Source organism: Ruegeria sp. MALMAid1280 (assembly GCF_049195285.1).
Lineage (GTDB): Bacteria > Pseudomonadota > Alphaproteobacteria > Rhodobacterales > Rhodobacteraceae > Ruegeria.
Map to the genome: position 1 here is coordinate 22,569 of NZ_JBMIRT010000033.1, position 13,461 is coordinate 36,029.

Consider the following 13,461-nt stretch of genomic DNA (forward strand, 5'->3'; position numbering starts at 1 on the left):
GGAGGTAATTAGATGACACTTCGAATAGTTATTCTTGGCGGCGGCTTTGGAGGGCTCTTCTCGGCGCGCGAGATAAAGAAGCGCCTGAAGGAAGATGCCATCGTTGAACTAATCAACGACCAGAATTTCTTTGTTTTTCAGCCACTTCTGCCGGAGGTTGCAGCGGGCTCGATCACGGCTCCTCACGCTGTGTCGCCCCTTCGGTTTCTTTTGAAAAACGTTGCCGTGCGCAAAGCGCGCGTGCATCGGGTGGACTTTGAGAAGAATCATGTCGTTGTATTTCAAGGTGTGCAACGACGACCCACGGTCGTTCCGTATGATCACTTGGTCATCGCCCTGGGCCAGTCCGTGGATCTTAGTGGAACTCCCGGGTTGGCGGATCACGCTCTTACAATGAAAACACTGGGTGACGCGGAACGCTTACGTTCCCACGTTATCGAGAAGCTTGAGCACGCGGACATTACTCAACTTCCAGAGGTCAAAAAGGAAGCGCTCACCTTTTGCGTCATTGGTGCCGGGTTCTCAGGCATAGAAACCGTTGGGGAGATGAAAGAGCTGATTGACCGCTCGCTGAAATACTACCCACACATATCAGCTGACGAAATTCGTGTGGTCGTAGTTGAATTTGCTGATCGCATCCTAAGCGAGTTGCCTGAGAGTTTGGGTAGCTACGCAAAGGCGCAATTGGAGAAACGCGGAATTGAAGTATTGCTTAACACCGGAGTCGCCTCTGCGACGGGCACACGGATGTTTACGACTAATGGGATTGAAATCCATACGCGTACCATAGTTGCAACCATTGGGAATGCGCCTGCGCAAATCGTTTCCAAAATGGATCTTCCGAAGCAACATGGGCGGATCGCGGTAGAGCGAAACCTCTCAGTCAAAGGCCAAACTGGCGTCTGGGCTTTGGGTGACTGCGCGTTAATCCCAATGATAGACGAGCCAGAGCTTCGCAGCGATTTCGCCCCTCCGACAGCGCAATTTGCGGTTCGCGAAGCCGTTACCATCGCCAAGAATATTCAATCTACGCTTAGCGACCGTGAAACCTCTAACTTTGAGTATTCTTCGCAAGGATCGTTGGCCTCTTTGGGCGCTCGCCGGGGGGTCGCTCAAGTCTGGGGGATGAACTTTTCGGGCTTGTTGGCGTGGCTTTTGTGGCGCGCTTACTACGTGTTCTTCCTGCCCGGCTTCGGAACGAAGATCAGAGTCCTTCTAAATTGGTTTCTGGATGCCATAAGCCCCAGGTCCGTGGTTCAGACGACTCCTCCGAAAACGGTAAGCGCGCGCTACGTTCATTACAGAGCGGGTGATCGGGTCTTCGAGAAAGGCAATCGCACGGACGGCATCTACACAATCATACGCGGAAAAATGGAACTCACTTACAACGACTCCCAGACAGGAGCGATGAAGACGTCTGTACTCAATGAGGGGGATCATTTCGGTGAAAGGATCATGCTTGGAGATGATTGTCGGGCAGGAACGGTAAAGGCGGTTGAAGACAGCAAAGTTCTGGTGCTCGGTCGCGATGAATTCATGAAGCTTGCCGAGAGCATGCCGATACTTCGAGACTACTTCGAAGAGCGAATGAGGCGACGCTATGGAGTCGATTGGAAACCGTTGACGGATGGAAGTTCTTAACGATGCGGGTCCGCGCGCGGCGTTCTTCAGTTTTGACGGCCGCGAGTTATACAGCTGACTTAGAACTCAATGACCTTCATTCTGCTCCTACTCAACGAACGTCGAAGCGCAGATAGCGACCGAAATCGTCTTACCTTGCTGCAAAATACCGGCACGGTCTGCAATGCAATCTCAAATAGTCTCAAAAACTTGATCCAGGCGATGTGCTTTGAATTCTTGAAATAGAGAGTGTTCGAGCAGAGACACAGAAAAAGTTGGACGTAACCACAAACTATATTTTCCATCGCCGCTGCGAATTCTCCGGCGTATTGGCCGCTATGGTCGGCGAAGAAATGGGCGACAGAAGTTGTTTTCGCGCGACTTCTGACGACCGCTGGCAGCAAGCCTATCGCAATGGTAGTCGAAGGCCTCTTCGGTACCACAACTGACATTTGTTTGGTTCTGGCGATGACCATTACCTCTTTCCCAACAGGCATTTTGTTGATCTACTTTGTCGGAGACTACATCGCCCAAGGGTTTCACGTTCGGGCCAGAGACAGAACACGAGGATGACTTTGCAGCGCGGACGTCCCAAAAGTTCAGAACGCAAGCCAAAATTGATGACAGACGTTGAGATCGTGATCATGAACGTTCTTTGGAATTGTGGTGAGGCCACCGTCAAAGAGGTGGTCGAGAAACTACCTCAAAGAGAAGCGAGGAAACTCACGACGGTCGCGACTTTTCTAAAAATTATGGACAAAAAGGGCTTTGTCACGAGCAGAATGACAGGTCGGAGTTTGGCATATAGCCCGACGACCGAGCGGGAAAGCTACCAGCTCATTGCGCTCAAGGATCTCCGCAAGCGTGTCTTCAACGGCTCAACCATCGAACTTGTTGGGCAATGCTTGGATGAGTTCCAGTTCGGACGGTGTGAACTGGAACAATTGCTGCGTCAAATCGAATATCGCAAACCTACTTAACGTATTTTGGCATCAACCGCTTGAAGACGCGCTTGCGCAACTCAGGAGGGCCGACCCAGTTTGCGTTGTGTTGCTAGGCGCGTAAGTGAAATTATGTAAATTGTACGTCTTTTGCCATTGCAGCAGCAGAATGAGCTAGTTTCTCAAAGACGAAGGCGCGCTGTGGGAGATAGCTCTACCACCTTCAACCCACTGTCGGATGCGACGCTTACCTGTCCGTTGTTCCACGCATAGACAAGCACCACTGTTTTGCCAGTGTGGGCATCCTGCACCTCAATGATCGGTTCGGCTCTTTTCGCGCGCTCGCTTGTTTGCTGTGTCTGCATTTTCGTTCCTTGGTAACCTGCAGGCCCATTCCTCAAAACCCAGCGTTAAGCGAAGGGTAGGGGACTTTCGACTGTTCGATTTTGCGATCCACCCCGGGATATGAAGCGGGATATTGCTCAACTTATAGCTGAGTATCTCGGTTCGTTGACAATCGCACGAAACAAAACGACACAGGACGAAATGGAACGAAACGAAAGCGTGGAAGCCATTGACCAAGCGCGGGAAATATTTTGTTCCTCCGCCGAAAAACGGCAGCGACATCAAAGAGCTCTTTAAGTACTTGATGTCAGTCGGCGCTGGTCTACCGACTGACGAGACCGGATTGCCTGTCGGCTCCTGGACGCCAGAGCTTCTTGCCAGCACGATCTCTCAATTCGAGTCCAACAAAATGGGCGTAGACCTTCGGACCGTCCAGCATTGGTTTCAGGACAATGACAAAGGTATTAGCGCGGACAACATTCATTGGCTGGCGCGCATCTTTGGTTGTGACAATCCTGAGGCCATCACGGCGTGGAGGGCGGAACTCAACGCTGCCAACAGACGATTGGCAGCAAAGCGAAGAGAGACGCGGAGTGCTCAAAAGCGCGGAGCGAACCACTCTGATGTTGCTTCCAAGGACGGCGATCGAGATGCGATTGCGAATACAGGGAACCGCGACAAGAGGGTGGAGCCGGCGAATATCCCGGGGTTGGCCGGGCGAACGGAGGCGATGTTCAGTTCTCGTTCTTCATTGGGCTTGCCTGCCGTCGTGTTCGCCGCCGCCACCGCTTTGGGGCTGATGTCGTTTTCACTAAACATCCACAGCATTCTATTCGAACTTCCGTCAGGAACGACAAAGCAAGTTGGTTTTTTGTGGGCCCCGAATTGGACAGTTGTTTTCCTTGTACTTTTGCCAATCTACTTCGCCGTGTTGATCAATCTGTTAAAGCAGTGGAAAGAAGAATGGCGAACTGACTTAGTAACGAAGTTGCGCTCCAAGTCGCCACGAACACGCTGGGCAAGCAGGGTTACAACGATGTCCTATGTCTATTGGGCAGTGTTTGTCGTGACCGTTTTGATAGCCTCAGCTTTCAACTGGGTGGAAACACACCTGATCCCATTGCTAACTGGGAACGTAGGGAACTGGCCGGTGGACTGGGGAAGAATTGCGATCTTCCAACCTGATCTGGTTTCACTTCCGAACGCCATTGTTTTCTCCGGGCTCGTCTTTCTGCTGAATGCCTTTGGGTCCTATCTGTTCTTTGCCGGCTTGATCGTCCTCTATACGCTCACCGATGATTTCGTCGATTTTTCTACGAACCTCGCCCACGACGGGGCTGCCGATCAGCGCCAGCATCTTGCAAGGATCGGCGAAGAGTTAATCGTTGGGGTTTTCCGGTGTTGTTCATTGGGCCTTATGATCACCATCTTGATGAAGCTTCAGGCCAGCTACCTGCTCTCGGACAGCAGGGACATCGTTCATTGGCTGGCTGCCGATCTGCGAGCCCCTTTTCGGAGTAGCGTCCCTCAATATAACGGGTACGGATTCCATCAGAATGTGCCGGGTTTCTATTACAGCTTCTTCTGTCTGCTTGTGATTTTCGCAGTGTTTGTGATCTGCACCGCCAGAATACGTAAAGCGGTCAAGAACCTGGGCGAGCTGAATGGCGAGAACGCGGAAAGATTGTCCTTGATGGCGATGTACGGGATCCTGCTCCTGTTGACGGTGACCTATATGCTAATTGGTATGTTTCCCGGCTTCACGATCATTGTGATTGCCGCCCTAGTCTTGGCTGCATGTTTCCTTACACGTCCCACCTTGGGTCGGCTGAACGCAACAAAAACGAGAGAATTAGATGCTTAAGACGATTGTTCTGGATAAAGCCCCCATTCATCCGGATGTCGCAGAAGGCCCACCCGATGTGCGCGCCTATTGGGCGCATGCCGATGACAGTATTCGTCTCAGGGTGGCTCATTGGCCAACCGAAAAATCCTCCAAGGGCACTGTATTCCTGTTTCAGGGGAGAACGGAAAACATCGAAAAATACGGACGAACCGTGGAGTATCTGCATCGCGCTGGCTATACTGCCTTCGCAGTTGACTGGCGCGGCCAGGGACTTTCCGACAGGCTCACTGAAGATCCGATGATGGGCCATGTCGTCAGGTTCTCTGACTACCAGAAGGATGTTGCTGCTGCGGTCGATGCGGCCAAGTCACTCAACTTGCCGCAGCCTTGGTACCTCGTCGGGCACTCTCTGGGCGCATGCGTCGGTCTGCGTGCGATAATCGAAGGTCTTCCAGTTTCAGCATGCGCGTTCACGGCCCCCCTGTGGGACATTAACTTGCCGACACTGCAACGGCTCGGAGCGTGGCCTCTGTCAGGCGCGTTTCAAGCTCTTGGAAAAGGTGCCACCTATGCCCCCGGCACCCGTGGCGAGAGCTATGTGCTGACAACGGATTTCGACGACAACCGACTGACACATGACCCTGATATGTACCAGTATTATCGGAACGTTTCTGAATCTCTGCCTGACCAGCAGATTGGCGGACCAACTATGTCCTGGTTGTTCCAGGCCCTCAAAGAAACTCGAGCACTTTCTAAGCTGAAGTCTCCTAGCATTCCATGTCTCACGTTCTGTGGCGCTGAGGATGAAATCGTCGCAATCCCCGCAATCAAGGAGAGAATGGCAGGCTGGCCCAATGGGAAATTGGAGCTGATGCAAAACGCGAGACACGACGTCTTGTATGAGGTGCCAAGTGTTCGCGAAAAAGTGTTGGCTCAAATTTGTGAACTTTTCGGCTCAACAAACAAAGACATGCCGATAGCGTCGACCTCGTAGGTTTGCCGTGTTCTGGCCGCGTTCAGATAGCTACCGTGTGTGTTCGCTAGTATGGCACGAGCACGTAGTCGTAGCGGCCAAAACTGTCCGACCATTCGACACCAACACCGCGGTAGTAGCTCGGACATTGTCGCCGCAAAGGTAGCCACGCAGGACGCGGGCCAGGCGCGCGGTCGGACCAGCTGAAACTGGCGTTTTCGTCATATGTCCCAACCATCATATCCAGAGATACGTGGCATTGCTCATCATCCCGAAACCAGCGCTGATAGCTGTAGTGGCGGACGTCCCAAACGCGGATCGATCGGACCACATCGAAATCGGGAGATGATAGATTCACGTTTGCCAGCTTGGGGTCGGGAAGGACAGGGGACCCAGCGCCGATAGTTGCCAACGGTGTTTCCCATGTTCCAAGCGGCGGCCATTTCAAGGCATCGGGGACATCGAGCATTGACCAAGAGTCCCGAGAGTAAGTGACATCTACTAAGTAGGGTGTCCCACCGTTCTGCCCAGGCAGTTCTGGAAGCGGATTGGCACTTGATGATCTGATGGCATCGAGACGCTGCATGGGTGACATGTTGGAAGAACCCGAGGTTGCGCCCATTGGGCATCGCCAGAGCTGAAGCGGCGGTTCAACCGGCAGGGGGGTGATACGCCGGATGAACTCAGCCCGAGCCGCATTGCAATCAGGTGAACTGGGCCACCCTCCAGCAAGGCATAAGAAAATCGCACAGTCGATTGGGTAGGCGTAAGCCGGAGCAGTGAATCCAAGAGCGATAGCAGATGTGCATCCCAGTAGCTTCAATCGAAACATGGTGTGGTCCTTTCGAGCAACGTGATTTCGTGGATCGTTTGCGCTGATTTCTGCAAAAAAGTTAGATCATCATATTTTCTGTTTTGCAAATTTTAAATTTTGCAGTATTGAAATTACCAGATCAGAACTTTCGGAGAATTCGAAAGAATGCAAGAAGTCGTCCTATAGGGGGACGACCATGCCGCACAGAAAGAACTTTCCATTGATCACCCAAGGTGAAGCACGTGACCTTGATGCATCTGGTAAGGACTATGAGTTTCGGTATGACCTAGTCGAGCTGGGGCAAAATGGACGTCCGCAATACATTTGCATCTACCGCTATGACGGTAAGGACAACGTCCTCATCTCGGAGAGGGCGACGTCCCAAGGGGTTGTGCCCAGAAGACTGTCACTATTTCCGGGTCTCTTCAATTTTCACAGCCGCTTCAGACAGGGCAGCGACATTACTCTCCACAACGATCTTACCATCACGACAGATGGTGTGCGGGGGCAGATCAACCTGGATTTCGACAAGGAAGAAAACGAGGACTGACGTCGCACTGCCTTCAGTTCGTTCCGAGAACCGGAGTAGTAAGGCCCTGCCAATGGGCAATTTGGGTCGAGCCTCTCACCAGTCTGGTTTTGCTATTTCGACGGGAGGGCAAGCCGGATGAAAGTGGCTCTTTCATTGATAGCATTGCTAGTCGGTGCGGCGATCCTGGCGGATCTGATCGGGCATCGGAATTCGACATTGAAGGTGCCCGCCGCCAAATTGATCGTCATTGACGGCGATACAATTGACTATGGCGGTGACAGCTATCGTCTTGTGGGTTTCGATACCCCCGAAACTTTCCGACCACAGTGTGCCGCCGAAAAAACTTTGGGTTTGAAAGCCACGAAACGGCTCACGGAACTCATCCAAACGGCCGGGATCATCGACCTTGAAATCGAAGACGACGTCGACAGACATGGCCGCTTCCTGGCGGTCGGTCGTGTGGACGGGCACGATGTTGGGGTCACTTTGATTTCTGAGGGTCTCGCACGCGAATATTGGGGCGGCAAACGCCTGTCCTGGTGCCCGTAAACTGAAAGACTGGAAACAAGAATACTGCAGGAGGAAGAAAACTAGATCGAGCAGTTAACGGCCCTGTCGGTTGCGCCAACAACTGACAGGGCCAGAGACGCCCCAAAGCCATCCGGGGCAATTCTCGCGCATCAAGAGAAAACCGTAACGATGAAGAAAACAGCAAACCCCGACGCTGTTCCTAAAAAGGACAGCTATGCGTCGGAGTCAATTAAAATGACTTCGACTGAGAGACCGCAGCTCTGGCCGGTTTTAGAACCATTCGTCGATCCAATAGCCTGTAGGCTGTCAAACGCCTGCAAGCCCCGTTGCTGTGTCCCGTGTAATCCGTTTTATGGTAAATTTGATATCCTAGTTCCCGACGGCGGTATCGCGCCAACACGCGGCAACCTCCTAGATGACCTCTCTTCGATGCATGTGGTGCTACACCGAAGAGAGAGTGTGGTGAGGTCCAGGCAGACCTGTATTCACCGCACAACCGCGACCTGCAATCCACCAGGTACGGCTTCAGAAAGACTACAGAGCGCAAACCATTCAAACCAATACGAAATCAAATCCGATCACGAATTTGTCACCATGCTTCCAAGCGACGTGGGAGTGCCAGAATGACCCTGTTTCTGAACGGCAGTCCCTTGGTGGTCGACAGCGAAGCGGGTCAGCGCGCCCTGACGGTCGCGCACAGTGCCGGCACACGCGTTCAATGCGGGTGCCGTTCACCTTCCCCAGAGATGTATATCGCGGCGACCGCTGACAAATTCATCGTCAAACGGATGCCGGGTACCGGATCGGATCATGCGATTGATTGCCCGTCCTTCCTGCCATCTGAAGAACTCTCGGGGCTAGCACAGGTTCAGGCGTCGGCCATCACCGAAGATCCTGACGATGGCACCACGACGCTCAAACTGGGCTTTCCGCTGCGCAAGAACAGCAATAGCCGGACCGCACCAGAACAGAGCGGTGCAAAGCCAACCGAGGCCAAGGCCGCACCGCGCAAGCTGACGATCACAAGCGTTCTGCACTTCCTCTGGCATGAGGCGGACCTGGGCAAGTGGTATCCGAGAATGGAAGGAAAGCGATTCTGGAGGGTGATCCATCACGCCCTGCGCCGGGCCGCAGCGGACAAGATCGTCAAAGGGCTCGATTTGTCCGGCATTCTCTATGTGCCGGAATACTTCAAGCCTGAGAACAAAGGTGAGATAGCAGCCAGACGAAACCGGCTCTTTGCAGATCTGCGGCCAGCTGGTCGCGGCGCAACTCCGTTTGGCCTGGTCGTCGCAGAATACAAGGGCAAGGAAACCACGCCACACGGGGCGCGGTTTATCTTCAAACACGCCCCCGATTGCGCGTTCTTTGCCGATGAAGATCTGTCCAGGAAATTCGACAAGGTGTTCGGGGAACAGCTGCTCCTTCTTGAAGCGATGGGGTCTGGTCATGCCATCCTGATCGCCAGCTTTTCCATCGCAAAGGCGGGTTATCCGGTTCTGCATGAGATTGGCATGATGCTGGTTACGGATAATTGGATACCATTCGAAAGCCTGCGCGAGTTGGAAGTGCTGAAAGCGCTGACCGAACAGTCCCGTGCCTTTCAGAAACAGATGCGGTTCAACCTCCGGCTGAACGCGCCGATCGCATCGGCCGTGCTGCTGGATACCACAGATCCGATTGCCGTCTTTGTTGCCGACAATCCCGACGATGCCGGGGCGCTAGCGCTTCTCACCAAAGCCTCTGCAGAAGGCCGGTATGCGAGCTGGTGCTGGTTTGACGATGGGCCGATGCGCCCGTTCCCGCATCGTGGCGCGTCCTCCTCCAACCATCACTCCCGACCACCGGAAGGGGGCGCTACCGGTCAGAGTGTGAGGCCATCACCGGTAGTCGAGCCCCGCGCATCGGGCGATGAGCGCGACACGATTTGGGATAGCCCCATTCTTCCCAAGGGAGCAAGCGACCATGGCTAAAGCCGCACTCGTCTCTCTTGTTTTTCTGACAACAGTTGCAGCCCCGGCATTCGCTCAGAATGACGAGGCCGCAATGTGTGCGGATCGCGATGGCCCGATTTTGAGTGGAGGGCGCTTGCTGTGTGTGACCGCCCCCGCCCGCACCTGCCTGGAACCGTCATTCCGGGCAGGTGCAATGGTTTGCTTGCACTATGAGGATGGCAGCAATTCTGAACAGGTCGTATCACGGAACGCAAATTCGCGTGCCAAGGGCGAATGGGCCGATGAAGCAGAGCGCGCCGCAAAACGCCACGGTGTTCCGGTGCCACTGTTTCATGCGCTGGTTCATCAGGAAAGCCGCTGGAACGCCAATGCGGTCAGTCCCAAAGGCGCACTCGGCTTAGCCCAGCTGATGCCGCCAACAGCCGCCGCCCTTGGTGTCGATCCGCATGACCCGGTGCAAAACCTCGATGGCGGCGCGCGGTATCTCAAGGCGATGTTCCTGAAATTCGGCACATGGCGGCTGGCGCTGGCCGCATACAACGCCGGACCTGGTGCCGTCGAACGCTATGAAGGCGTCCCGCCCTATTCGGAGACCACCCACTACGTCGCAACCGTTCTCGAAGGGGCCGGGCTGCCGCCCGACGCCTGATCCTCTCAGTTCAAGGAGACTATCTTACATGAATCGCAACCCTCAAAACGTCGCACTGCTGACATTGCTGGCATTCGTGGCGTTCAGCAGCCCGGCCTTGGCGCAATCGCTGTTTGACGCGCCGGTGTCCATCCTGACCCAGATCCGGACCTTTGTGACGGGCGCCAATGGTATTCTGCTCGGCGGGGCGGCGATCGCGCTTGCCGGGATTTCGGCCGCCAGCCCACGTGTGCCGGTTACATGGGGCCATTTCTTCGTCATCCTCGTCGTGCTGGGTATTTTCTACGGTGCGTTTGGCATTGCCGAAGCCATTCAGGGCTTTGCGACCTGATGAGCGACGATAACCGCATATTCCAAGCGATCACCCGGCCCTCTGAACGGGCCGGGATGCCGATGACATTTCACATTGTGGCGCTCAGCATTCCCCTGATGACGTTCATCATGACACAGGGCTTTTTGGGCTTCTGGGGATTGCTCGCCATCGCCCCGTCTTATGCCGCTGCCCGCTGGGTCGTGAGCGTCGATCCATACCTGCCGGATCATGTCGCCACCATGGCTGACTGCAAACTGTTCACCTCGAACAAGCCCTACTGGGGCGGCAATTCTTACGCCGGAGACTGACATGAATATGCACCCGGAGATTCAAAAGGCCATGCCGTCAGCGCGCCGCGCCGCGCGAGAGGTCCCCGCCACCACGCATATACCGTTCGTGCGTTTCCTGCCGGACGGGACGTTCACGACACGCAACGGGGATCTGTTGGCGGTATTGGAGCTCACCGGGTTCATCCACGAAACCGCTGATCGGGCAGCGATCAAGGCTGCCAATAATACGCTCGCCCGGCTAGCCTCCAGCTTTGAAGACAATCGGACGGCTTTCTATAGCCATATCATTCGCACCAAAGTGAAGCTGTCCGACACGCTGCCCCCCGTAAACGGCCCCGGCTTTTCCGAAGACCTGGACCGCCACTATCGCGCCCAGCTGGATCAGGACGAAACCTATGAGCTGCGCCACTTCCTGACGATCGTTCGACGCCCTTACACCAGCGGCAAGCGGCTGCTAGATGCCGGGTTGCGGTCTCTGCGCTCTGCGACAACAGATCCGGCCACAAGTGCTGCCCGCGAAAAGAACCGCAAAGCCCTGCACGTGGCCGCGGAACAGGCTATGCGGGATCTGTCGGTATTCGGTGCGCGCAGGCTCACCGGAACAGAGGCGGATCGCAGCCGCACCTTGTCATACCTGTCGATGCTGCAAAGCGGGATTTGGCAAAAAGCCCCAGCTGTCTGGACCCGTCTGGCCGATGCTGTGCCAAACGGGCGTATCACATTCCGCAAAGACCATGTTCACAGCCTGTCACCGGGCGGAGACAAGGATCGGTTTGCGGCTGTCTTTGCGGTCAACGCCTATCCTGAACGGTCGAAATACTACATGTTCGATGAGCTCCTAGGGGAACGCTGCGAGTTCATTGCCACCCAATGCTATGCGCCGATGGATCGCGTGTCAGGCGGCGCTAAAATCCGTGATGCAGAACGGGGCATGAAGGATGCTGGCGATGAAGCGGAAACCCTGCAGAAAGACTTGAAAGAGGCACGCGACGCGGTTGCGTCCCGTTCCATGTCCATCGGGCGGCATCACTTCACGGTATCTGTTCTCGGCAATACGCGCGAGGAGATGGAAGACGCCGCCACGCGGGTGAATTCCTGTCTGACGGGCGCGGATCTGCGCACGCGGCGCGAAGACATCGGGTTAGAGGCGGCCTGGTGGGCGCAGCTGCCCGGCAACTTCGCCTATCAGACCCGCAGCAAAAAACGCTTTGTCTCCGACAAGAACTTTGCCGATTTCGCCAACCTGCATTCCTGGCCGACCGGATCGCGGGAAAGACTGCGCTGGGGCGGGCCTGTGGCGGCGTTCCGAACGCTGGGCGGTACGCCCTATTGGTTCTCCTTCCACCGCGAAGGCTCTGACAAATCCAAGGGGCCAGGAACCACAGCAATCTTTGGGGCGACCGGTGAAGGCAAAACCCTGCTGGCCAACTTCCTGATGTCCAGCTGCTACCGGTTGCCCGAACACCCGCATCTCATCGCCTTTGACAAGGATCGCGGGTCCGAGACCTTCATCCGGGCGATTGGCGGCACATACCTTCAGCTCAAATCCGGCATGAACCTCGGCTTCAATCCGTTTGCTGTTGCGACCGATGAAGTTGGGATCGAATGGCTTGAGGGCTTCATTCAACGCCTGACCGGTGCGGAAAAGCTGACGCCAGAACAGGAACGGCGCATCGCCACAGGTCTGAGGCGCCTTGCGTCTGGTGATCCTGCCCTGCGCACATTCTCGGATTTTGCCGACACGCTGCGGTCTGTCGATGATGCGGACGCGCCGGTGCAGCTGCTCGATGCGCTTAGCAAGTGGCATGGGTCCGGTAGTCGCGAATGGCTGTTCGACAACACTGAGGATAGTTTCAGCCTGGATCAAGCCGTAACCGCTTTTGACATGACGGCGCTGCTCAAGGCTTCTGATATCCGGCTGCCCCTGCTGGATTACCTGTTCTACCGGATCGAGCGCAAACTGGCTGAAGGCAAACCGCTGATCATCATGGTTGATGAGGCATGGGCGCTATTTGACGATCCGCGCTTTGGTCCCCGTATCCAGGACTGGATCAAAACCATCCGAAAGCTGGATGGCATTCTGGTGTTCATGACCCAGGAGACCTCAGATGCGGCCAAATCCTCAATCTCGGACACGCTGATCCAGTCGACTGAAAACCGCATCTTCTTTGCCAACCCGAAGGCCGACCGCACGACCTATGTTGATGCATTCCGGCTGACGGAAGCCGAATTCAGCGCGATTTCATCCATGCCACCCAAATCCCGTCTGGTGCTGATCAATGACGGAGACGGGTCAGCCGTTGTCTCGACACGGCTTGAGCTTCCCGAACAGTTCTATCGGGTCTTGTCCGCCACAGGCGACAGCGTTGCCGAGATGGATCAGCTGCGCGCCGAGTACGGCGAAGACGGCTGGCTTGATGCCTTCATGACCCCCAAGCCCCTTGAGGAGACCTCCCAATGATCCGCCAACTTGTTTTTGTTGCCTTTGGACTGCCGCTTTTCGGAGCCTGCACCATTACCGGTGATGCTCTCGATCCGCCCCGCGAGCTGAAGGCCAATTGCAACATCGCTGACGCTGAGCCGGTCCCCCAAACCGGCCTCGCCACCACCCTTCCGCTCAGCGCCGGCAAAATCTGACCCCTCCCCTGAAAG

At 55.2% G+C, this 13,461-nt stretch carries 13 protein-coding genes; 12 read left to right on the forward strand and 1 reads right to left on the reverse strand.

Going from position 1 to position 13,461, the window contains the following annotated elements:
• The first annotated feature begins 12 nt into the window (after positions 1 to 12).
• From ACOQFT_RS01625 to ACOQFT_RS01640, 4 genes are all read left to right on the forward strand, one after another.
• Positions 13 to 1,641: an FAD-dependent oxidoreductase gene (locus tag ACOQFT_RS01625; protein ID WP_421596325.1), complete on the forward strand. Its 1,629-nt coding sequence runs from the start codon at positions 13 to 15 to the stop codon at positions 1,639 to 1,641.
• 548 nt (positions 1,642 to 2,189) lie between these two features.
• Positions 2,190 to 2,600: a BlaI/MecI/CopY family transcriptional regulator gene (locus tag ACOQFT_RS01630; protein ID WP_421596326.1), complete on the forward strand. Its 411-nt coding sequence runs from the start codon at positions 2,190 to 2,192 to the stop codon at positions 2,598 to 2,600.
• Positions 2,601 to 3,135: 535 nt separating this feature from the next.
• Positions 3,136 to 4,770, forward strand: coding sequence for an RcgA family putative transporter (locus ACOQFT_RS01635; protein WP_421596327.1), 1,635 nt, complete (start codon positions 3,136 to 3,138; stop codon positions 4,768 to 4,770).
• Positions 4,763 to 5,746, forward strand: a complete 984-nt coding sequence (locus ACOQFT_RS01640; RefSeq protein ID WP_421596328.1) for an alpha/beta hydrolase — start codon at positions 4,763 to 4,765, stop codon at positions 5,744 to 5,746. The genes ACOQFT_RS01635 and ACOQFT_RS01640 overlap by 8 nt, the downstream gene beginning before the upstream one ends.
• 46 nt (positions 5,747 to 5,792) lie before the next feature.
• On the opposite strand, the gene ACOQFT_RS01645 is transcribed toward ACOQFT_RS01640, so the two are convergent.
• Positions 5,793 to 6,194: a hypothetical protein gene (locus tag ACOQFT_RS01645; protein ID WP_421596329.1), complete on the reverse strand. Its 402-nt coding sequence runs from the start codon at positions 6,192 to 6,194 to the stop codon at positions 5,793 to 5,795.
• A gap of 541 nt (positions 6,195 to 6,735) precedes the next feature.
• Here ACOQFT_RS01645 and ACOQFT_RS01650 point away from each other — a divergent pair.
• The 8 genes from ACOQFT_RS01650 (at position 6,736) to ACOQFT_RS01685 (ending at position 13,446) form a co-directional block, all read left to right on the forward strand.
• The gene (locus tag ACOQFT_RS01650) at positions 6,736 to 7,089 is read left to right on the forward strand and encodes a hypothetical protein (protein ID WP_421596330.1); all 354 of its coding nucleotides are present in this window, start codon (positions 6,736 to 6,738) and stop codon (positions 7,087 to 7,089) included.
• 117 nt (positions 7,090 to 7,206) lie between these two features.
• Complete coding sequence (locus ACOQFT_RS01655) at positions 7,207 to 7,620, forward strand: thermonuclease family protein (RefSeq protein ID WP_421596331.1); 414 nt, start codon at positions 7,207 to 7,209, stop codon at positions 7,618 to 7,620.
• A gap of 605 nt (positions 7,621 to 8,225) precedes the next feature.
• Complete coding sequence (locus ACOQFT_RS01660) at positions 8,226 to 9,575, forward strand: DUF1173 family protein (RefSeq protein ID WP_421596332.1); 1,350 nt, start codon at positions 8,226 to 8,228, stop codon at positions 9,573 to 9,575.
• Positions 9,568 to 10,206 (forward strand): lytic transglycosylase domain-containing protein, encoded by a 639-nt coding sequence (locus tag ACOQFT_RS01665; protein ID WP_421596333.1) that lies wholly within the window; start codon positions 9,568 to 9,570, stop codon positions 10,204 to 10,206. Before ACOQFT_RS01660 ends, ACOQFT_RS01665 begins: the two co-directional genes overlap by 8 nt.
• 28 nt (positions 10,207 to 10,234) lie before the next feature.
• Positions 10,235 to 10,537, forward strand: coding sequence for a TrbC/VirB2 family protein (locus tag ACOQFT_RS01670; protein WP_421596334.1), 303 nt, complete (start codon positions 10,235 to 10,237; stop codon positions 10,535 to 10,537).
• Complete coding sequence (locus tag ACOQFT_RS01675; RefSeq protein WP_421596335.1) at positions 10,537 to 10,827, forward strand: VirB3 family type IV secretion system protein; 291 nt, start codon at positions 10,537 to 10,539, stop codon at positions 10,825 to 10,827. Before ACOQFT_RS01670 ends, ACOQFT_RS01675 begins: the two co-directional genes overlap by 1 nt.
• A 1-nt stretch (position 10,828) precedes the next feature.
• A complete protein-coding gene (locus ACOQFT_RS01680; RefSeq protein ID WP_421596336.1) occupies positions 10,829 to 13,270 on the forward strand; it encodes a hypothetical protein in 2,442 nt (813 codons plus the stop codon).
• Positions 13,267 to 13,446 (forward strand): hypothetical protein, encoded by a 180-nt coding sequence (locus tag ACOQFT_RS01685; RefSeq protein WP_421596337.1) that lies wholly within the window; start codon positions 13,267 to 13,269, stop codon positions 13,444 to 13,446. The genes ACOQFT_RS01680 and ACOQFT_RS01685 overlap by 4 nt, the downstream gene beginning before the upstream one ends.
• The last annotated feature ends 15 nt before the right edge of the window (positions 13,447 to 13,461 follow it).